Source organism: Nakamurella antarctica (assembly GCF_003860405.1).
Lineage (GTDB): Bacteria > Actinomycetota > Actinomycetes > Mycobacteriales > Nakamurellaceae > Nakamurella > Nakamurella antarctica.
In genome coordinates, this window is the sequence record NZ_CP034170.1 from 2,692,001 (window position 1) to 2,711,186 (window position 19,186).

Below are 19,186 nucleotides of genomic sequence, written 5' to 3' on the forward strand. Positions count from 1 at the left end.
TTCAGGGGTGCAGCGTGCACCCTCTACGATACGTCTCATCGGCGCGCGACGGCTGCGCTTTTGGTCTTCGTCACAGGCAACGCCAGCAACGAGGTGAACTCTTCGCCGTACCCTGCTTGGTCGGTCCGCGCCAATCCGCCTACCTGCACGAACGAACCGTAAACAGGGCCAGTACCATCGGCCCCAGCCGGCAGGATCCGGAACCATACCCGCCGCCGTTTGATGGTTAACGAGGCCATCAAGCCCATCAGCAGTGTGATGGCAAACACCAACGCGTACCCCTGCGCCGGATCGTAAGAGGTCTGCATGGAGACCCACTCCTTGTAGCCGGTGAACTCAATGACGGTGCCATCGTCGATGGTCATTGATTCACCGGTCGAAAGATTCGCCCGAGTCAACTTCTTGAGTTCGCCGTTGGCGACCTGGCCTGGGTCAATGGCATAGACGGACTGAGCTGCGCCATCCTCCAACCCCAAGTTGCCTCGGTAGATCTGGATGGCCACACCAGGGTTATCCGGAGCGGGGAAGCCGGAGGTCATGATGTTCGTGCCGTGGGACATCACCGCTGTCGGCGCGAAGATCCCGACAATCGCGAGCTGCCGGTTGCGCACCTCCTTGCCCACATACCCCGGAGGGTCAGTGATCTTGACGGCGCCTTCGGACGTCAGGTTTCCGTCTTGGGTCTGGAACGGCTGCTCGTACTCACGCATTTGGCCATTGGGGTAGGTGACCTTGAACGTCGGGGTGAATCCGTGCCCGATCAGATACAACCGCTCCCCGTCCACCCGTAGCGGATCGTTGACGCGCAGGTTGTACTGTTGCGGCGCCGCCGAAGCCGAGGCGGTATAGGTCAGGTCGGACGAGAACGAACTTGCCATCCCGTTGGGATTGTAGGCGGCAGTGAACTTGTCGACCGTCGCGCAGAACGGCGCCATCGCCGTGCCATCCACTAGTAGCCCGGGCCGGAAGTTGTCATAGGCGGCAGGTGATCCGGAGCAGAAAGTTTGGCCTTCGGTGACGATGAGGCTGCCCTCGAAGCCGAACATTTTCCCGACCGCAATCGCCGCGAGCAGTCCCAGCAAGGAGACGTGGAACACCAGGTTGCCCACTTCGCGTAGGTAGCCCTTCTCTGCGCTCACGGTGACGACGCCACCGGGCTCGCTGCGCCTCGTCAGGCGCCACCCCCGCAGCCCCGCCTCGATCTGGCCGGCCACCTCGTCCGGGTTCCGCTTATCCGCCAGGCGGACCTGCCCGTGGTGCGGCAGCCGCGCCAAGTTGCGGGGTGTGGCCACCGGTTTCGACCGGATCTGCCCTACAAACTCCCAGCTACGCGGAACCAAGCACCCGATTAACGAAATAAACAGCAGAAGATAAATCGCCGCATACCAGGGCGAGCCGAAGACTCCGAAGAAGCCCAACCGGTTGAGCCAAGGCCCGAGCGTCGGATAGTCGAGGATGTACTGCGCCGTCTTGGCGGTGTTCAAGTTCCACTGCGGCAGCAGCGCCCCGGGAAGTGAAGCGAGCGCGAGCATAAAGAGCAGGATCAACGCGACCCGCATGCTGGTGAGCTGACGCCACACATTGCGCAGGAACTGAAGAACCGACCGGGCCAGTCCGGGAGCCGCGGGCAAAGTGGCACCGCCTGAACCCGCACCGCCTGTACCCGCACCGCCTGTACCAGCACCGCCTGCTTCTGGGTCGCCGCCTTCCTCACCCGGTATCACGTCCAACCGGACGTGCGTCGAGTCGCGCCGGCTCACAGCAGCACCCCGCCGTCGCCGGAGACCACGCCGCGCAATGACGCGATGAACTGGCCCCAGAGGCCTGTCACCATCAGCACTCCCAGGCATATCAGCAGCAATCCACCGACCACCTGAATGGTGCGGGAATTACGCTTCATGAACGACAGCGCGGAGGCTGCCCAACTGAAACCGAAGGCGAGTAACACGAACGGAACTCCGAGCCCGAGACAATAGAAAAGGACGAGAAACAGCCCGCGCCAAGCGTTCCCGTTCCAGTCGGTGGCATTTGCCAGCGACAGCACCGCGATCAGCGTCGGGCCGAGGCACGTCACCCAGCCGAGGCCGAAAACCACCCCGAGCAGTGGAGCCCCAAGGATCCTGCCCCGGGGGCGCACGTGCAGCCGAGCTTCGCGCTGCAACGGCTTGATAAAGCCGAGCATCACCAGCCCCATCACGATGGTGATGCCGCCGCCGATCCTGGTCAGCAGGTCCAGGTTCCCGGAGAGGGTGCTGGAGATGCCGAGTACCAGAACGGATTGCGCGAGGAAGACGGCAGTAAATCCGAGGACGAAAAACACGGTGGCACGGACCGCGCGGGCGGTGGTGACCTTGCGGGTTTGCACGGTGCCGGAGCTTTTGGTGCTCGCAGAGCTCGAGTCCGACGTGCCCGCCGCGTTTTCTGAGCCGACCAACCCCACCAGGTAGGAGAGATAACCCGGCACCAGTGGCACCACGCACGGTGAAGCAAACGACACCGCGCCCGCCGCGACCGACAGCAACGCGGCGAGAACGAACGGGCCGGAGCTGATGGTGTCACCAAGCCCGGAGGCGAGCATCACCGGGTGGCCGAACTGCTTGCGGTAGAAGAGTTTTCCGCCGCGAGAGCGGTGGCGGCGACGTCCACTTCCTGCGCTGAAACGTTGCGCAGGAAGATATTGGCGACCTGGTGGCTCTTGTCGAGGATGACGGTGATCGGGATCCCGGTCGTGGGCAGACCCTGCATGGACAGCAGCGTGCGCATCGTGGGGTCAAATATCGACGGGAAGGTGACCTGTTTGGAGGCTACGAAGTCGGCTCCGGCGGAGCGGCTGTCCTTGATGTTGATCCCAAGGAACTGCACGTTGTCGTCGGCAGTGAGTTCTGCCGCGACGTTGAGATCTGCGGCCTCGGCGCGGCACCCCGCGCACCAGGAACCCCAGAAGTTGATGACGACAACACGGCCCGCGAAGTCCGAGAGTTTGATGGTCGTGTTCTCATCGAGCAGGCTCGTGCCGGTGAAGTCGCCGACAGTTTGCCGTTCACCTGGAGGGTAGACGAACTCCCTTTTGCCCCCGGGAGAGGTGAAAGTGAATGATCCGCCGTAGACCGTGGCGTCGGTGCCGGTGCTGCAGCCGGACAGGATGAGGAGCAACCCGAGGGCAGCGGCGGCAAATTTCTTCTTCAGGCCCATCAGAGTGCCCCCATCGCCGAAATCCGGTTGTTCACTGCGGGGATATGCGCGGCGGGCTCGGCATACGAGTCCCCTTGGTAGACCCCGTCTTCGAAGCGCAGCGACGTGATGGAGGCGACAGAGCACTCGCGGGTGGCAGGGTTGTGCCAGAGGCGTTGCCCTGCCAAGAACCTGCGGGCGCTGACGATAGGTAGCTGGTGGGACACGATGACGGCTTCACTACCAGCGGCGGCGTCTACCGCGGCGTAAATGGCGCCGAGCATCCGGTGCGCGATGTCGAGGTAGGCCTCGCCCCAGGACGGGGTGAAGGGGTCCCGCAGCTTCATCCAGTTGCGGGGGTCCACCAATGCGCCGTCGCGGACTGCAACGCGACTGCCTTCGAATTGATTTGCAGCTTCAATGACGCGATCGTCGGTGCCCACCGTTAAGCCATGCGAGGCGGCAATCGGCGCGGCCGTCTGCTGTGCCCGCTCCAAGGAGGACGCGCTCACGCGGGTGATGTTGTTTTCGGCCAAGTGGGCGGCGACCGCTTCCGCCATTTCAATTCCGGAATCTGCCAACACAAACCCGGGCAGTCTGCCGTACAGAATGTTGTCGGGATTTTGCACCTTGCCATGCCGCAGCAGGTGTACGACGGTTAACGTCATCTCCGCGCCTCCATTAGGTGGCTCACAATTCTCTGGCGGTACTTACCCGGCTGCACATCCTCCAGTGTTCCAGGTTTGCCGGCTTCTACAACTTGTCGAGGCTCACGTTCGGGGCCGCGGAGGGGGTGGGGGCCGCAGGCTGCGGGCGCCTGGGGTGCCGGGCAAATCCGACACCCGCTGCCATCAAGAGCACCCCGCCCACAATCAGCAGACCCGCAGCTCCGGCTACCCAGGGCGGCGAATAGCGGGTGATCGGCGTCAGGTCGCCGGCGGCCAGATACGCGGGGAAAAGGTTCACCGCCATGCTGTGTCGGTAGCTCGCGAAGGCGCCCACGAGCGTGAGCAAACCGACAACACCGAATGCACAGGGTAGCCACGGAAGTGCGTGGTGGCGCCGGGCGTTCTGCTGCGTCATTTACTTGCGGCCGGCGGCTTTCGCCCGGATGAAGTAATTCGCGCCCTTGCCGACAAAACACATGCCCATGGCAGCAATCAACATGACGCCCGAGAGCAACATCAGGAGCCCGGTGGAGAAGTTGAGCACCGTCATCGCAAACAGCAGCAATGCCATAACCGCGAGCGACCGGCGTGCGCCAATGCTTCCCTTGCGGAGGAACCAACCGCCGACCAACATCCCCAGGCCGATGGCGATCGAGATCACGATAACGGTGGTGATGGCGCTGTTGAAATTTGCGATGGTCGCGGTAGTGGCATCCGCTGAAGCACGACACGTGACCGCGTCGGCGGACGTCTCCGTTGCCGGAATCGCATCGCCAATCTGGCCATTGAATAAAGACTTGCAGATCTGCGCGTTGTCTTTAAACGTCTGCACGTAGGCGTTGCGGTTGAAGACAAAAGTGAAGCCAGCGAACACGTTCAGGAGCCCGGCGCCCAGAGCTAGCAGGCCGGCGATCTTGACGGTCTTGGGTAGCTCGTTAGGGCTATCCGGGTCGAAGTCAATCTGCCTCGGCGCGAACGCGCCTGCAAGGCCGTTGAGCATGGAGGGCCTGCGCGGCTTGTCTGAAGGGGAGGTCATAGAAGCTGAACTTACCGTCCTTGAGTGGGAAACGCCTTTTTAGCGACGCTTGGGGGTGCGACGCGGTGGCGGAAGTGCCCCCTCGGCGCGGAGTCGATTCGCGTGTTCGGCGACCGCCTCCACGAGCAAGTCGATCTCTGGGAACTCGGGTTGGACGTCAACGCGCAGGCCAAATTCACGGGCCGTTTCAGCCGTTTTCGGGCCTAAACAGCCAACGAGCGTCCGGGAGTGCGGCTTGCCGGCAATACCGACAAGGTTGCGCACCGTCGAAGACGACGTGAAGAGCACCAGGTCAAACCCGCCGGCCTTAATGGCTTCGCGGATCGGCGCGGCCGGCGGCGCAGCGCGGACGGTGCGATAGGCGGTCACGTCATCAATTTCCCAGCCGCGCTCCCGCAAACCCTCGGCCAGAGTCTCGGTAGCAATGTCGGCGCGTGGCAACAGGATTCGATCAACAGGGTCGAGAATCTCGTCGTACTCGGGGAACACTTCCAGCAGCCCCGCGGTGAAGACCGCGTTGGTCGCCACCAGTTCGGGGAAGATTCCGAGAGCGCGCACGGCGTCAGCACTGGCGTCATCGGAACAGGCAATGCTGACTCCGGAGAACGCCCGCGCGTCCAGCCCAAATTCGGTGACCTTTTCCCACACGGCCCGGACTGCATTGACGGAGGTGAACACCAACCATTGGTAGCGGCCATCGACGAGGCCCTTGATGGCGCGTTCCATCTGAGCGGGGGTCCGCGGCGGTTCCACAGCGATCGTGGGCACCCGCTCCGGGGTGGCGCCATGACGGCGCAGCAGTTCAAACATTGCCTCGTCACGATCGCGGGTCTGCGGGACGAGCGCCCGCCAGCCATACAGCGCCCGCGATTCCCACCACGACAACTTTGCCCGCGATGCGACGCCCGCCCCGATGGTGACGACCAGCGGACCCGCCATATCGCGGCCAAGTGCGGCAACCGTTGCAATGGTGCCATCGACGGTGCGCTGGGTCGGCAGTGTCGCCCCGCAGGTGAGGGACGCTGGCGTCTCTGGCGCGAGGCCATGCTGGACAAGGCTTGCGGCGGTGTTGGCGAGGTGACCGGCGCTGGCCTGCAGCATCACGGTGCCCGGTGCAGTGACCAGTCCCGCCCAATTCAGATCGGATCGGACATCGACAGTGGTGTAGGCCGAACCGACGGCGATGCCGGCGTACGAGGCTGCGGCGGCAGCGCTTGCCACGCCGGGGATGACGTCGAAGGCGATGACCGACTTGGCGACGGACTGGATTTCGGCGACCACCGGGTCTGCGGTGAGGACGTCGCCCGCGACCAGACGGACCACGTCCTGGCCAGCCTTCGCGGCGGCGATCAACGACTTAGCCACATCTGCGGGCTCGCCTACCGCTGGCCGAATCTCGGCTCCGGCTGCGACCGCGGTGATGCCGGTACCGACGTCAGGATCGGTGACGACCAGCGAGCTGGTCGCCAGGGCCGCGTGGGCTCGCACGGTGAGCAGGCCGGGGTCACCGGGGCCGGCACCGATAAACAGGATGCGGCCAGCGGGTTTGCGTGCACGGGTCATCTGATGCTCCTTGTGCGGTGGGTGCTGCCGACCGACGGGGCCGACCGTGGTGCCGATGAAGCGGGACAGGTGCGAGGTGCGCAGGACGCGCCCCTCATGCTGGTACCCAAATGTGAACAAGTCATGACGACACCGCCACCGCGGGGCTGATGTTCTCGGTGTCACCGTCGGCAGCGGGCGACAGGCTGGATTCAGAATGCTCCGCTGTTTTACGGGTTTCATGGAAGGCTAAAATCTGCAGCTCAATTGCGAGATCAACTTTCCGCAGGTCAACGTCAGCGGGGACGGTAATAACGCCCGGGGTGAAAGCGAGGATCGACCGCACCCCGGCGCTGACCAGCGCGTCGGCCGCAGCCTGCGCCGCCGGTTCGGGCGTGGCGATGACGCCGATCGAAACATCCTCACGTGCGCACACGTGAGCAATGGAGTCAAAATGTTCCACGGTGATCCCGCCCACCGTCTGCCCCACACGATGTGGGTCAACGTCGAATAGGGCTCCGATGACGAGCCCGCGAGAAAGAAATCCCGGGTAGCCGGCAAGGGCCGCGCCGAGGTTCCCGACGCCCACGAGTGCCACCCGGTGCGGGCGATGGGCACCCAGCGCCCTGCCGATCTCGGCTGTGAGCAACTCGATGTCGTAACCGACACCGCGAATTCCGTACGTGCCCAGGTAGGACAGGTCTTTGCGCAGCGTCGCGGAGTTGACACCCGCGGCGGCTGCGAGCTCTTCAGAAGAAGCGGATCCGGATTTTGCAGTCGCCGAGAGGTCGGCCATCAAGGTGAGAGCCCTCAGGTAGGCGGCCAGACGCGCAACGGTGGCTTCGGGAATATCCCGGGGGCGTGCACCGCCTCGGTCTGGCTCCAGCTGGGAAATCTTCATTGACTCACCTTCTGCGGGAGGGTGTTTCCGCACCCCACCGAGGTCGAAATGGCGCATATGTGACAAGCCAACGACCTTCATCACCCTAGTCAGGTGACCAGCCTGGGACAAAGTTGCGAGTGGGCATATTTCCCGCCATGTGGGACAAATCCCGCATCCGCGCCACGCCCTCAGTCCGCGAGAGCCCGCCGTAGGCGCCCCTCGTCCAGCCGGAAATAACTGTGCATCTGGCCATCTATCAGAACCACCGGCACCTGATCGCCGTACTCGCCGCGCATTTCGGCGTCGGAATCGACATCAACTTCATTCCAACCGATGCCGACTTCAGCTGCCACTCGAGACAACACTTGCGCCGCTTCCGTGCACAAATGGCAGTCCTTACGAGTAATAAGAGTGACGATCATCACTACTGGCCATCGTCGTCGGCGTGGGAGTCACTTCGTTTCGTGGGGAAGTTTCTAGCGCCGGGCTGTTGGCCGGTGTTATCAGCCGTCCTGTCGGCGGTGTTATTAGCCGTGCTGTCGGCCGTGTTATTAGCCGTGCTGTCGGCCGTGTTAGTAGCCGTGCTGTCGGCTGCGTGAGGTTGCGACTGGGGTTCCGGTTGCTCTCCGAGAAAGTCTTCGCCGAAAAGGTCGTCGTCGGTGTCCATCCTGCTGCGCTGTGAGCGTCCGTGTACCCCAGGCAATCGCGAACCCAAGCCCTCAAGATTGGACACGTCGATCACTTCGGGTACCTGCTGCGGCTTGTCCAGCGGCGGCAGTGGCGCAATCGGCGCGGCCCCGGGTGTCACCACCTTCAACCCTGCCGCGCGGGGCGGAGGGAGGCGCAGGTCGATTCCTGCCTTAGCCGCCCATTCCTCGCGGACAGCGTCCCGATCAAGCCGGCCGAGTTCGGTCCGAGGCAGGATCGGCACCACGTGGTAGGCCGAAGGTCGTTTGAAAGCTGGCAACAGGGTGGCCACGTGTTCAGCGAGGTCGTCGGCCGTCGGCGTAGTGCCACGGGAGGCGACAATGACGGCCACCAGCTCAGTCCCCACCCGCCCAGGCAGGCCGATAACAGCAACATCGCGGACATACGGGTGCGACAGCAACGCTGATTCGACCTCCCGCGGATACACCGTAAACCCGGACACGGTCACCGTCTCCGATGCCCGGTCGATTAAATGCAACTCCCCCGCCGGGTCCAGATAGCCAACATCAGCAGTGGCGAACCACCCGTCGGCATCGGGCCCGCCAGCGCCATCTGGCCAGTAACCGCTGAATAAGTTCTCGCCGCGGATGCTGATCCGGCCGGGGTCGGATTCGTCATCAAAGTCGGCAAATCTGGCGTCATCGGACAGGAACCCCGACTGTTTGGGGCGCTGGTTTTTTGCCTCCGGTTTCTGATCACCCTGACCCCGAACACCACCTTCGGCGGCGCCTGCCTGGCCAGCACTGTGATCATTCGCCTCGGGACCACCGCCGCCGAAACGGATCTCGATTCCAGGCAGGGGCACACCAACGGAACGGGGCTTCGGGCTTTTCGTCATCAGCGTCGTGGCTACCACCGAAGCGCCTTCGGAGATGCCGTAGCCCTCCCAGACCGCGGAGCCGGTCTTCGCCTTCATTGCCGCAAAATCCTGCGGATTGAGCGGGGAGGCACCCGAGGTCATCAACCGCACCGATGCCAGCGAGCGCTCCAAGCTTTCCGCGCGGAGCAGCAGGCGGTAGAGAGCGGGGGCGCCCGGCAGCACCGTCACGTGGTGGTCGTGAATCGCGCTCAACACCGAATCGGTGTATCCCGTCCACGACGCGGTACCACTCACATTCGGGCCCGTGACCTGCGGCGTCTGCGGAATCACGGCAGCGCCGCCCACCTGCGCCAGCGGCAGAAACGTGGTGGCAAACCCGGCGAGGTGAAATAGTGGCAACGCCTGCAGCACCCGATCGTCAGTCTGCAGGTTGAGGTTGGTGGTGTTGTTGATCATCTCCACGGCTGCCAGGAGCGCCCGGTGCGAAAGCATCACCGCCTTGTCGCTGCGTGAGGCCCGCGCCAGCATCGCGATGTCTTCGCCGCCGGTGGTCGGATCAATGCGAGCGGGACTCTCAGCGCTCCACCATTGGGCTATGTCACCTTGCGTCATGTGGGGTGCGGAAGCTTCCGTCTCGAAACCTGCGGGCGCCGAAACCTGCGGACCGCCGATAACGAGGGCTGCTTGAACACGGCCCGCGATGCGCGAGGTATCGGCGCGGGCCGGATCGGTCGGCACCACGATGAGGTCCGCCCGAGCGCCAGCGAGCAATGCCAACGCGAGCTCCGGCGAGGTTGGTAGCTGGATCAGCAACCTGCTTCCCGCCGTCAAGCCTGCGGCCCGCAATGCTGCCGCGCCAGCATCGGCAGCCCGATCAAGGTCTGCCCAAGTGTGGGTGACGGAATCGGTAATCAGCGCCGGTCGTGACCCGTGATCCGCAGCCGCCTGCCGAAGCAGGTCTGCGACGTTGCCGGTTCTCACATCACCCTCGTTCCGTCTGGTTGCTCATGCCCGCCCGGCTTTTTTCCGTTTGCTCTCCGTCGTTGCGCCCAACGAAGATTCCGCGGAACCCCTAGCGGTGGATCTACCGCTGACGATAGTGCCGAACCACCCCGAACGCGCATCGGGGGAAGCGGATCGAAGTGGGGTCGCTAGGCTAACCCGCAACGGATGCCGCAGCACAAGATGAGGAGGACGAGCGTGGTGATAGGCAGAGCACGCCGCCGCGACGAGGCCGCCAAGCGCGCCGAAATCGCCGGGGCCGCCTCCGCCGAAGCGGCAGTGTCGGGGGCGGCGGAAGTCAACGTCTACCTCCCCGGCGTCGATCTGACGGCGGCAGCATTCTTCGACGTCGACAACACCATGATGGTCGGATCCTCCCTGTTCCACTTCGCCCGCGGTCTTGCAGCACGAGATTTCTTCTCCACCAGCGACCTGTTCCGCTTCGCGGGCCGGCAGCTGCGATTCCGGTTGTGGGGCAAGGAAAACATGAACGACGTCGCCGACGCCCGCGAGGAGGCCCTTTCTTTTATTGCGGGCCGCACGGTCGAGGAGATCGTCACGATGGGCGAGGAAATCTATGACGACCTGATGGTCGACAAGATCTACCCGGGTACCCGCAAACTCGCGCAACAGCATCTCGACGCTGGCCAGCGCGTCTGGCTTGTGACTGCCACCCCGGTCGAGTTGGCCCAGCTCATCGCCCGCAGGCTCGGCCTGACCGGCGCGCTGGGGACCGTCGCGGAGAACGAGGACGGCGTCTACACCGGCAAGCTGGTGGGTGAGCTGCTGCACGGCGCGGCGAAGGCCGCCGCCATCCGCGCGATCGCCGCCCGCGAGGGCTTGGACCTGCGGCGCTGCACCGCGTATTCCGATTCCGTCAATGACGTTCCCATGCTGTCGGTGGTCGGGACCGCAGTCGCCGTCAATCCAGATTCGGAATTGCGCGATGTGGCCCGTGAGCGCGGCTGGCAGATCCGCGATTTCCGCTCCAGCGCGAAGACTGCGGTCAAAGTCGGTGTCCCCTCAGTGTTGGGTGTGGGCATCATCGGCGGGGCGGTTGCGGCCGGATTCGCGGTGCGCAGGAAACGGCGGTAGGGCGGAGGTTTTGAACCCCTTATTCGTCCTGCACCCATCGGCTGAGTTGACAGTGTCCCCTGCGCGATTTTCTGCTGATCGCGCCGACTGTAGCCGTCGGCAGGCGGCGGGACTCGGCTCACCCGGTGCATCTGCAGCATCGTTAGAGTGAGGATTACACACCGTGTGGACAGTGGTCGATGTGGCGCCGGAGGGAAAGGGAGCGTTGCAATGGTAAGCGTGGCCCGTTCTCCGGTAGTGGTTCTGGGCCTCGGGCCTGCTGGTCGTGCCACCGCTCATCGCATCGCACGGGCTGGAATCGCCGTAGTCGCAGTTGACCCCGCCCCCCATCGACGGTGGACTCCCACCTACGCCGCGTGGGCTGATGAGCTGCCGGCCTGGCTGCCTTCCGGAGTCCGGGGAACGCAGACAAGCGGGGTGCGGGCGTGGGCGCTTAGACCGCACCTGATCCCACGGACCTACGTCGTTCTTGACACACCAGGTCTGCAGGACGCCCTTACCCTCGACGGCGTGCAGGTGATTACCGGCACGGTTGCCGCTGCTGATAGCCACCAGGTGACGCTGACTGACGGGCGTCAGCTTTTCGCCGACGTAGTGCTAGATGCTCGGGGAACCCGACCGCAGCCCACCCTCGCCCAACAGACCGCTGTGGGGGTGGTGGTGACAGCCCAGCAGGCGGCTCCGATCGGTGGCTCTGTGTTCATGGATTGGCGGCGCGATAACGGCACCCGGGCCGAGGACCACCCGTCGTTCCTCTATGCGTTCCCCCTCGACGAAGATCGAGTGCTGCTCGAGGAGACCTGCCTTGTCGGACGGCCAGCGCTCGGATTGCGTGAACTCCGGCAGCGCTTGGAGCACCGACTGGCCACACGCGGGGTTGTCCTGACCGGGAACGAACCGATTGAACGGGTCCGGTTCTGCGTCGAGCCCGGAACCAGTTCTAACCCCGAATCCGGACCCGTGCGAATTGGGTCGCGCGGCGGCTTGATGCACCCGGCGACCGGTTACAGCGTCGCGGTGTCGTTGAATATGGCCGACACCATCGCCGGTGCGGTGACTCATGGTCGCTGCGTGCAAGAAGCCCTGTGGCCGTTGGGGGCCCGGCAGACGCACCGCCTTCGTGGTCTCGGATTGACGACGTTATTACGGCTTCCCGCCTCCGGGATCGAAGAATTTTTCGCCGCTTACTTCGCGTTGCCCGTGTCGTTGCAGCGGGCCTACATCACCGACCGCGCGCGGCCGATGCTGACCGCTACCGCGATGGCGGCGATGGCCGCGCGCCTGCCTCCCCGGCTCACCCGGATCGCGGTGACCTCGGCCCTAGGCCGCAAACCCCGAGTTGCCCACTAGCCCTCTTCTGCCGGCGGCGCCCTGGTGCTCGCCGTTGCCAGCGGCGGTAAATGTGGCCAGCGTCAGGTTCGGGCAGAGTCGGGTTCGGGCAGAGTCGGGTTCGGGCAGAGTCAGGTTCGGGCAGAGTCAGGTTCGGGCAGAGTCAGGTTCGGGCAGAGTCAGGTTCGGGCAGAGTCAGGTTCGGGCAGAGTCAGGTTCGGGCAGAGTCAGGTTCGGGCAGAGTCACATTCTCCCAGCGTCACGATCTACCAGTGTCACACCGACGGGGTGCGTCAGCCCAAGAACGGGTGCCCGCGGCGCACGAGCAGGCGATAGAGGGACTGTTGGATCGTCTCTCGCACATGGTCGGTGAGGTTGAAGACCACCATGGGGTCTTCTGCCGCGGCCGCTCCGTAGGTGTCTGTGGGGATCGGCTCCCCGAATTCGATGAACCATTTGCTGGGGAGTGGGATAGCGCCCAACGGACCCAACAACGGAAACGTCGGCGTCACCGGGAAATACGGCAGGCCCAGCGCCCGGGCCAACGGCTGGATATTGGCCAGCATCGGATAAATCTCCTCGGCTCCCACAATGGACACCGGGATGATGGGTACCCCCGTACGCAGCGCAGCGGCGACAAATCCGCCTCGGCCGAACCGTTGGAGTTTGTAGCGCTGGTTGAAGGGCTTACCAACGCCCTTGAATCCCTCGGGGAACACCGCGACCAGTTCGCCGCGGGCGAGCAGTCGCTCGGCATCAGCGTTGCAGGCCAGCGTGTTTCCAGTTTTCCGAGCCATCGTTCCGAGCCCCGGGGTCTGGAACACCAAGTCTGCGGCGAGCATCCGCAAGGCCCGGTGCCCGGGATGGTGATCCGCAATCGCCAGGGCCGTCATCACGCCATCCACCGCGATGGTTCCGGAATGGTTGGCTACCAGTAGCGCTCCCGTGTCTGGAACGTTCTCCATCCCAAGCGCCTCGACCCGGAACCAGTGGTCGTACAGAAGACGGAGCGGGGGCAGTACGACGGTGCGGGTGAAGTCCTCGTCGTAACCGAAGTCGTCGACGGCAAAATCGCCCGTCATCCGGCGGCGAAGGAATGCCAGGCCGCCAGCGAGTGAGGACTTCCATGCGGGCTCACGCTCTTGCGTGCTGGCGCCGCCTTGGGGTGCTGATCCGCCGCTGGCTTCGCCGCCGCTATCCGGGTGCGAGCCGCCTCCGTCCGCGATACCTCCGTCCGCGATACCTCCGTCCGGATTGGCTTGCCCCGCGCCAGCTTCGGACCCTGATTCGGCGCTGGGATGTACCGAGTGTGGCTCCGCTGAATGTGGCATTAAATCCGCACCTTCCGTGCTTTTCGCGGCCCGGTACGTCCGCCGGGCAGCGCCACCAACCCGAGCGCGTCAACCGCCGCATTTCCGGTCAAGGCTGTTTCGGGCGAGACTGTTTGGCCGTCTAACGGGTTCCGGTTCCGATCCTCGGGCATCGGTCTGACGCCGATGCCCCGGGCGAGCGTCATCTCTACATCGCGGATCTGCGCACGAGAAACGGACGGCGTCAGCGTGGCCGCAAAATCGTCAAATGCGGCGGCGGTGCTGAACTTCGGGGCGAACCGCACGCCATCACGCAAGACGGTGGTGTCGACCACCCGGCCAGCCATCAGCAGTTCGATCTGTTCTGGTGCAAAGCCGCCGATCCGCAGCGCCCGCAGTGTCCCGCCCAACCGGTTGAGGGTCGCCATCGGTACCGGAAGCGGTATCCGCCCAGCGCGGTGAATCGCTTGGGAGAGCATCACTATGCCATCGCCAGCGACGTTGACTGTGCCCGCGAAGTCGCCGAGCACGAGGTGCTCCAGCACTCCTACGGCATCGGTTTCATGTACGAGTTGCAGCCGCGAGTCGTGGCCCATCGCGGTGGGCACCACGGGGGACAGGGAGAAGTACCGGGTCAGCGGCGTCTTCACCGTGGGTCCAATTACTTCGGCGAAGCGAGGTACAGCTACCCGAACATCAGGTCGACGACGGGCGAAACCCCTGACGTAGCCTTCGATGTCGATCGCGTCGCGAGCCGGCCCCCTGGCTGGCAGGGACATCGGTTCGGTGGATTCGGTGAAGATCGCGGGATCGCGGGAGCTCGCTCCGTACACGGAAGTGGTTGACCGCAGAATGAGATTGGTGACGCTGGCCGATCGCTGGCAAGCGGCAAGCAACTGCATGGTCCCCAGCACGTTCATCTCCTTGACCATGGTGCGGGCCTTGGAGTTGGCGGGGGTGGCGGAGGCAGAGGCGTGAACCACGGTATCAACGCCCGCTGTTTCGATGATTCTCGCGATGAGCGGGTTGCGAATATCCGCGCGGGCAAACTCGGCGGTTCCCATGCGCCTGCGCGCAGCAGGTTCAGGGAGCGTGGCATCGACGCCGATCACGCGCTCCACATCGGGGTGACGCGCCAAAATCCCGGCCAGTTCGGAGCCAAGATATCGGGTCACGCCCGTGATCAGCACTACATGACCGGACACGAGGTTCACCCCCAGGATGGGTTACGCGGGTACAACATGCACCCGCCTACCGACCGCAAGTAGATGCGGTCGGGGCGGGTTGGAACAGCAAGGGCTACTTGCCGGCCTTGCGACGTGCGACACGGGTCTTGCGAAGCAGCTTGCGGTGCTTCTTCTTTGCCATCCGCTTGCGGCGCTTCTTGATAACAGAACCCATGAAATAACCTCTTCAGCTGATGTATCGGCGCGTTGGCGCCGACGGACATGTCGGTGGCACCGGCCGATGACGCCGCGGGGACCCGGGCGCCAATACAGCTGGCTTTACGATTGCATGCGACTGCGTCGCACCCCGTTCATGGTAGCCGCTTCGCGGCGTGCAAATCGCCTTCCGCGGCGAAGTCGCCTTCAGCCGACGTCGTTAAAGGCGCGCTGGAGGTATTCGTGCACGGCGCGTTCGGAGACGCGGAAGGATCGTCCAACACGTACTGCCGGTAGCTCTTCGGAGTGCACCAGCCGGTACACCGTCATTCGTGAAACACGCATCAAAGCAGCGACCTCGGCGACCGTGAGGAACTTAATCTCGGCCAGGGCAGGGTCGTTCGGCGTACGAGCCATCGGATACCGCTTTCTCAGCACGCGTCACGGCCATTGGCTTCCCCACCGATGGACATTCGCGCGAACGTGCTTGTTCCCTGCGCACTCTAGCGGTACCAGTGGGACGAAAGCGATGCCGAGTGAGCAAAAATAGCCTTGGCAATCACAATGTTGTCAAAATGTCACGTTCTGTGAGGTGCGTGTCGGAAATTTTGTGCTGAGCGTGTTGCGGATGGTCGAGTAACCGTCGGATTGGCTTTGGCGCCCCACAGATGCTCATCGTCCTGCTGCGCCTGAATTATTGGTGAGCAGAGTTACTGATGCGCCTTGCCGAGTTCGGCGCTGCGCAACTGGGCGGCTTCGATGGCCGCCAGGAAAGCCGCGCGTACGCCATGCACCTCAAGCTCCCGGATCGCGGCGATGGTGGTTCCGCCGGGCGATGTCACGGCCTCCCGCAAAGCGACCGGGTGTTCGCCGGATTCGCGCAACATCTTCGCCGAGCCGACAGCTGACTGGATGATCAATTCAGCGGCCACGGTGCGCGGCAATCCGAGCAAAATACCGGCGTCGATCATCGCCTCGACGAGGAAAAAGAAGTAAGCGGGCCCGGATCCGGACAGCGCCGTGACGGCGTCCTGTTGGTTCTCTGGAACGCGCACCACCTTGCCTACGGTGAGCAGGAGATCTTCGACGATCTGCAGGTGCTCATCGGTGGCGTGGGTCCCCGGCGAAATCGCTGACATTGCTTCGCCGACGAGCATGGGGGTGTTAGGCATGACGCGGACGACGGGCGTGCCGTCGGGAAGGTTGCGCTCGTACAGGGCGGTCGGCAGCCCGGCGCAGAGCGAGACCACCAGTGTTTTCCCAGTGACGTTGGCACGCAAGTCAGCGAGCACCGCATCGATATCCTGCGGTTTAACGGCAACGATAATGACATCAGCGGTGGCACCGGCCTCGGCAACCTCCACGCCCCGCACCCCGTACTGCTCGGTGAGCTGCGCCGCCCTCGTCGGGTATCGCTCGGTGAACATCAGGTCAGCAGGGTCAAAACCGCCATAGATCAAACCGGCCAGCAAAGCTTCGCCGATCTTGCCGGCGCCAAGGATCGCAATCGTCATACCGCTCAGGGTGTCACGGCGCCGCCCAGTGCAGAAATAGGCGCGACCGGAACAGGCATGACGCTGCACCTGCGATTCCCGCCAGCGCGGCCGCAGCGGGTGCGGTTGCCGCGCTAAAGTCTTTGCAGTGACCTCTACCAGCAACCGTTCGTCGCAGGCCCTGGTGCTGACTGCGATTATCGCGCTCAGCCTGAACCTTCGACCGGCAGTCAACGGCCTCGGGTCACTGGTCCCAGAGATCAGGGTGGCGCTGAATTTGTCCGGTGCCGCGTCTGGAGCGCTCACCGCATTGCCGGTGGTGTGTTTCGCGTTCCTCGGTTTAATCGCACCGTCGCTCGCCTCAAAGTGGGGTCCGCACAAGGTGATCGTCGGGGCTATTTCGGCGATGGTCATCGGGCAGCTCGTACGATCACTGATCCCCCAGACCTTCTTCCTCTTCCTCGGGTCGTTCATTGCCTTGGCCGGTTTGGCGCTGACCAACGTATTGATGCCCGGCATGGTGAGAAGGCACTTCCCGGACCGCATCCCGACCATTACCGCCGTCTACACAACGTGTTTGGCGATCGGCGCGGCCAGCAGTTCGGCCTTCACTCCTACGTTGGAAAAAGCGCTGGGTGGTGACTGGCAACTCGGTCTGGGGATGTGGGCGGTGGTCGCCGTCATCGCCTTGATCCCCTGGCTTTTCCTGGTTTTCGGCTCCACGCTACCGACGACCACAGTGCACCCGACCAAGGTGCCGCTCCAGCGGTTAACCCGGAGCCCGCTCGCCTGGGGGATGGCCTTTTACTTCGGGTTGCAGTCGATGCAGGCCTATGTGCTGATCGGCTGGCTCTCTCAAATCCTGGTAGACGAAGGGATGACCATCGAGCGGGCCGGCTTCATGCTCGGCATCTACGCCGCGGTCGGAATCCCGCTGTCGGCTGCACTGCCGTTGTTGTTGCGCCGCAAGGGAAGTATCCCTGTTCTGGTCGTTTCCTTTGCGGTCTCCTTCATCATCGCTTACACCGGATTGCTTGTTGCACCAGCAGATGTCGCCTGGCTGTGGGCACTGTTGCTCGGCTTCGGCAGCGGCTCGTTCCCGTTGGCGCTGACCTTGGTAGCGCTGCGCGCACGGACTCCCGACGGAGTGGTGGCGCTGTCCGCGTTCAGTCAGTGCGTGGGGTACCTGATGGCGGGTCTGGGGCCGATTACGTTCGGGGTGCTGCACGACATAACGGGCAGCTGGACCGTCCCCATCGTCACCATGATGGTGGTGGTCGGGATCACCGCCGGCTGCGGGTTGTATGTGGCGCGACCCAAAATGCTAGAGGATCAGCTCGGGCTGTAAACCGTTGCTGCTGTTCGGCTTTCGAATTCTAAATGGGTCGGGTCGCACGTGCGCGGGTCTGGAAGATGAGAGCCGTCGCAGTTGCCGCTCGCCCTTCGCCGCGGCCGGTAAGCCCCAAGCCGTCCGTGGTGGTTCCCGCCACCGACACCGGCGCGCCGATGACGGCGGTCAGCGCGTCTTGCGCCTCCACCCTGCGGCCCGCGAGCCGGGGTGTGTTGGCTATGACCTGAACAGCAACATTCCCGATGACGAAACCGCCGACCGCAAGCAGCCGGACTACCTCAGCAAGCAGCGTAGAGCCGGAGGCACCCGACCACTCCGGACGATCAACACCGAAGACTGTGCCGAGATCACCCAATTGCGCCGCCGACAACAGCGCGTCACAGATGGCGTGGGCGGCGACATCGCCGTCAGAATGCCCCTCGCAGCCGTCGGCCTCCGGAAAGTGAAGACCCGCAAGGTAACAAGGGCGCCCGCGCTGGATGGGGTGCACGTCGGTGCCGGTGCCCACGCGGGGCATCGGGTTCGGCAGTGCAGCAGTTTCCGGTCCCGGCAGGGGGTCGGTCGCGAACCCGGGATCGACCGCCAGCCCGGGGTCGACCGCCAGTCCGGGGTCGGCCGCCAGTCCGGGGTCGGCCGCCACGGACGCTCGGGCGACCCGGGCCGGGAGTATCCGGTTACCTCCTCGATCGCCGAGAATCAGATCGGCAACCACGCCTCGGGCTTGGGCGAGAGCGACTTGATCGACTGCGTCCTCGAGCTGTTTGGGCAATGCCTCGCGGTGAATGGTGAGAAGGCCCTCCCACGTGAATCCCTGCGGGCTTTGGATCGTGCGCAACTGGTCGCGGTCCACCACGGCGCCGACTGACGCGCTCCCGCCGCCCGGGGCGTGGTCTCGCACCCGTGCAGCGTGACCCGCTGGCCCATCGCCGCCGAAATGACCGAGGCGTCGAACGGTATCCACAGCGGGGATCGCGGGAGCGACGGCATCGGCTCCCGCTCGAACGGCGGCAATAACACCGACGATGACGTTCTCTGGCATAAGGGCACACCGATAGTCATGGACGAGGACGATCTCGACGACGCGGCCATCCACCTGCTCCACCTGCGAGTGTGTTGCGGCTTCAAGGAGGTGCCGCACGCTTTCATGCTGCCCCGCCGGGGCCGCGAGCACGCGAACTTTGCCGGGGAGTCCATCGAGCTCGGTAGTTGCAGTGGAAAGTTCGTCGTTGTTCACCCCTACGAACACTTCGTCCGCTCCCGCTGCGAGAAGCCGCCCCACGGCATGCAGAAGCAAAGACTTCCCGGCGACTGCCAGGAAGGGGGAAACGGCGGGGCGCGGGAAAATCGCTGAGCCAACCCCACTCGCGGGTACGAGAGCTATCACCGTCACGGTTAC

The 19,186-nt window shown here is 64.1% G+C and carries 19 protein-coding genes; 3 read left to right on the forward strand and 16 right to left on the reverse strand.

From position 1 onward, the window contains the following. Positions 1–35: 35 nt before the first annotated feature. From resB to EH165_RS12105, 10 genes are all read right to left on the reverse strand, one after another. The gene (gene resB, locus EH165_RS12060; protein ID WP_239020568.1) at positions 36–1,760 is read right to left on the reverse strand and encodes a cytochrome c biogenesis protein ResB; all 1,725 of its coding nucleotides are present in this window, start codon (positions 1,758–1,760) and stop codon (positions 36–38) included. Next, a complete protein-coding gene (locus EH165_RS12065) occupies positions 1,757–2,578 on the reverse strand; it encodes a cytochrome c biogenesis CcdA family protein (RefSeq protein ID WP_124800499.1) in 822 nt (273 codons plus the stop codon). The genes resB and EH165_RS12065 overlap by 4 nt, the downstream gene beginning before the upstream one ends. Beyond that, the gene (locus EH165_RS12070) at positions 2,578–3,192 is read right to left on the reverse strand and encodes a TlpA disulfide reductase family protein (protein ID WP_124799663.1); all 615 of its coding nucleotides are present in this window, start codon (positions 3,190–3,192) and stop codon (positions 2,578–2,580) included. Before EH165_RS12070 ends, EH165_RS12065 begins: the two co-directional genes overlap by 1 nt. After that, a complete protein-coding gene (locus tag EH165_RS12075) occupies positions 3,192–3,839 on the reverse strand; it encodes a histidine phosphatase family protein (protein ID WP_124799664.1) in 648 nt (215 codons plus the stop codon). The genes EH165_RS12070 and EH165_RS12075 overlap by 1 nt, the downstream gene beginning before the upstream one ends. Before the next feature lie 85 nt (positions 3,840–3,924). Continuing rightward, positions 3,925–4,254, reverse strand: coding sequence for a hypothetical protein (locus EH165_RS12080; RefSeq protein ID WP_124799665.1), 330 nt, complete (start codon positions 4,252–4,254; stop codon positions 3,925–3,927). Then, positions 4,255–4,875, reverse strand: coding sequence for a hypothetical protein (locus tag EH165_RS12085; protein WP_124799666.1), 621 nt, complete (start codon positions 4,873–4,875; stop codon positions 4,255–4,257). It abuts the gene before it with no gap. A 39-nt stretch (positions 4,876–4,914) separates the two neighbouring features. Continuing rightward, the gene (locus EH165_RS12090) at positions 4,915–6,438 is read right to left on the reverse strand and encodes a bifunctional uroporphyrinogen-III C-methyltransferase/uroporphyrinogen-III synthase (RefSeq protein ID WP_124799667.1); all 1,524 of its coding nucleotides are present in this window, start codon (positions 6,436–6,438) and stop codon (positions 4,915–4,917) included. Between the two features lie 121 nt (positions 6,439–6,559). Beyond that, positions 6,560–7,318 (reverse strand): redox-sensing transcriptional repressor Rex, encoded by a 759-nt coding sequence (locus EH165_RS12095; RefSeq protein ID WP_124799668.1) that lies wholly within the window; start codon positions 7,316–7,318, stop codon positions 6,560–6,562. Positions 7,319–7,488: 170 nt separating this feature from the next. After that, positions 7,489–7,722 (reverse strand): glutaredoxin family protein, encoded by a 234-nt coding sequence (locus tag EH165_RS12100; protein ID WP_124800500.1) that lies wholly within the window; start codon positions 7,720–7,722, stop codon positions 7,489–7,491. A 2-nt stretch (positions 7,723–7,724) separates the two neighbouring features. Beyond that, positions 7,725–9,809: a class I adenylate-forming enzyme family protein gene (locus EH165_RS12105; protein ID WP_124799669.1), complete on the reverse strand. Its 2,085-nt coding sequence runs from the start codon at positions 9,807–9,809 to the stop codon at positions 7,725–7,727. Positions 9,810–10,013: 204 nt separating this feature from the next. On the opposite strand from EH165_RS12105, the gene EH165_RS12110 reads away from it, so the two are divergent. Both EH165_RS12110 and EH165_RS12115 read left to right on the forward strand, forming a co-directional pair. After that, positions 10,014–10,925 carry an HAD family hydrolase gene (locus tag EH165_RS12110; RefSeq protein WP_124800501.1) on the forward strand — a complete coding sequence of 304 codons (912 nt, stop codon included), beginning with the start codon at positions 10,014–10,016 and terminating at the stop codon, positions 10,923–10,925. A gap of 210 nt (positions 10,926–11,135) precedes the next feature. Beyond that, positions 11,136–12,275: a lycopene cyclase family protein gene (locus EH165_RS12115; RefSeq protein WP_124799670.1), complete on the forward strand. Its 1,140-nt coding sequence runs from the start codon at positions 11,136–11,138 to the stop codon at positions 12,273–12,275. Positions 12,276–12,547: 272 nt separating this feature from the next. On the opposite strand, the gene EH165_RS12120 is transcribed toward EH165_RS12115, so the two are convergent. From EH165_RS12120 to proC, 5 genes are all read right to left on the reverse strand, one after another. Beyond that, positions 12,548–13,585, reverse strand: a complete 1,038-nt coding sequence (locus EH165_RS12120) for a lysophospholipid acyltransferase family protein (RefSeq protein WP_124799671.1) — start codon at positions 13,583–13,585, stop codon at positions 12,548–12,550. After that, positions 13,585–14,769 carry an NAD-dependent epimerase/dehydratase family protein gene (locus tag EH165_RS12125; RefSeq protein ID WP_124799672.1) on the reverse strand — a complete coding sequence of 395 codons (1,185 nt, stop codon included), beginning with the start codon at positions 14,767–14,769 and terminating at the stop codon, positions 13,585–13,587. The genes EH165_RS12120 and EH165_RS12125 overlap by 1 nt, the downstream gene beginning before the upstream one ends. A 94-nt stretch (positions 14,770–14,863) precedes the next feature. After that, positions 14,864–14,965, reverse strand: coding sequence for a 30S ribosomal protein bS22 (locus EH165_RS12130; protein WP_015746237.1), 102 nt, complete (start codon positions 14,963–14,965; stop codon positions 14,864–14,866). A 188-nt stretch (positions 14,966–15,153) separates the two neighbouring features. Continuing rightward, positions 15,154–15,363 (reverse strand): helix-turn-helix domain-containing protein, encoded by a 210-nt coding sequence (locus tag EH165_RS12135; protein ID WP_124799673.1) that lies wholly within the window; start codon positions 15,361–15,363, stop codon positions 15,154–15,156. 293 nt (positions 15,364–15,656) lie between these two features. Next, on the reverse strand, positions 15,657–16,460 hold the full coding sequence (gene proC, locus EH165_RS12140) for a pyrroline-5-carboxylate reductase (protein ID WP_124799674.1): 804 nt from the start codon (positions 16,458–16,460) through the stop codon (positions 15,657–15,659). A 127-nt stretch (positions 16,461–16,587) separates the two neighbouring features. On the opposite strand from proC, the gene EH165_RS12145 reads away from it, so the two are divergent. Further along, positions 16,588–17,787 (forward strand): CynX/NimT family MFS transporter, encoded by a 1,200-nt coding sequence (locus tag EH165_RS12145; RefSeq protein ID WP_124799675.1) that lies wholly within the window; start codon positions 16,588–16,590, stop codon positions 17,785–17,787. 28 nt (positions 17,788–17,815) lie between these two features. Here EH165_RS12145 and ispF read toward each other — a convergent pair whose 3' ends face one another. Further along, positions 17,816–19,180 carry a 2-C-methyl-D-erythritol 2,4-cyclodiphosphate synthase gene (gene ispF / locus EH165_RS12150; RefSeq protein ID WP_124799676.1) on the reverse strand — a complete coding sequence of 455 codons (1,365 nt, stop codon included), beginning with the start codon at positions 19,178–19,180 and terminating at the stop codon, positions 17,816–17,818. Between the last annotated feature and the right edge of the window lie 6 nt (positions 19,181–19,186).

What these genes read in the sequence shown, in the direction of transcription:
- EH165_RS12065 (WP_124800499.1), bottom strand. Translation starts at nt 2,578, where the DNA reads ATGCTCGCCTCCGGGCTTGGTGACACCATCAGCTCCGGCCCGTTCGTT.
- EH165_RS12070 (WP_124799663.1), bottom strand. Translation starts at nt 3,192, where the DNA reads ATGGGCCTGAAGAAGAAATTTGCCGCCGCTGCCCTCGGGTTGCTCCTC.
- EH165_RS12075 (WP_124799664.1), bottom strand. Translation starts at nt 3,839, where the DNA reads ATGACGTTAACCGTCGTACACCTGCTGCGGCATGGCAAGGTGCAAAAT.
- EH165_RS12080 (WP_124799665.1), bottom strand. Translation starts at nt 4,254, where the DNA reads ATGACGCAGCAGAACGCCCGGCGCCACCACGCACTTCCGTGGCTACCC.
- EH165_RS12085 (WP_124799666.1), bottom strand. Translation starts at nt 4,875, where the DNA reads ATGACCTCCCCTTCAGACAAGCCGCGCAGGCCCTCCATGCTCAACGGC.
- EH165_RS12090 (WP_124799667.1), bottom strand. Translation starts at nt 6,438, where the DNA reads ATGACCCGTGCACGCAAACCCGCTGGCCGCATCCTGTTTATCGGTGCC.
- EH165_RS12095 (WP_124799668.1), bottom strand. Translation starts at nt 7,318, where the DNA reads ATGAAGATTTCCCAGCTGGAGCCAGACCGAGGCGGTGCACGCCCCCGG.
- EH165_RS12100 (WP_124800500.1), bottom strand. Translation starts at nt 7,722, where the DNA reads ATGATCGTCACTCTTATTACTCGTAAGGACTGCCATTTGTGCACGGAA.
- EH165_RS12110 (WP_124800501.1), top strand. Translation starts at nt 10,014, where the DNA reads ATGAGGAGGACGAGCGTGGTGATAGGCAGAGCACGCCGCCGCGACGAG.
- EH165_RS12115 (WP_124799670.1), top strand. Translation starts at nt 11,136, where the DNA reads ATGGTAAGCGTGGCCCGTTCTCCGGTAGTGGTTCTGGGCCTCGGGCCT.
- EH165_RS12120 (WP_124799671.1), bottom strand. Translation starts at nt 13,585, where the DNA reads ATGCCACATTCAGCGGAGCCACACTCGGTACATCCCAGCGCCGAATCA.
- EH165_RS12130 (WP_015746237.1), bottom strand. Translation starts at nt 14,965, where the DNA reads ATGGGTTCTGTTATCAAGAAGCGCCGCAAGCGGATGGCAAAGAAGAAG.
- EH165_RS12135 (WP_124799673.1), bottom strand. Translation starts at nt 15,363, where the DNA reads ATGGCTCGTACGCCGAACGACCCTGCCCTGGCCGAGATTAAGTTCCTC.
- proC (WP_124799674.1), bottom strand. Translation starts at nt 16,460, where the DNA reads ATGACGATTGCGATCCTTGGCGCCGGCAAGATCGGCGAAGCTTTGCTG.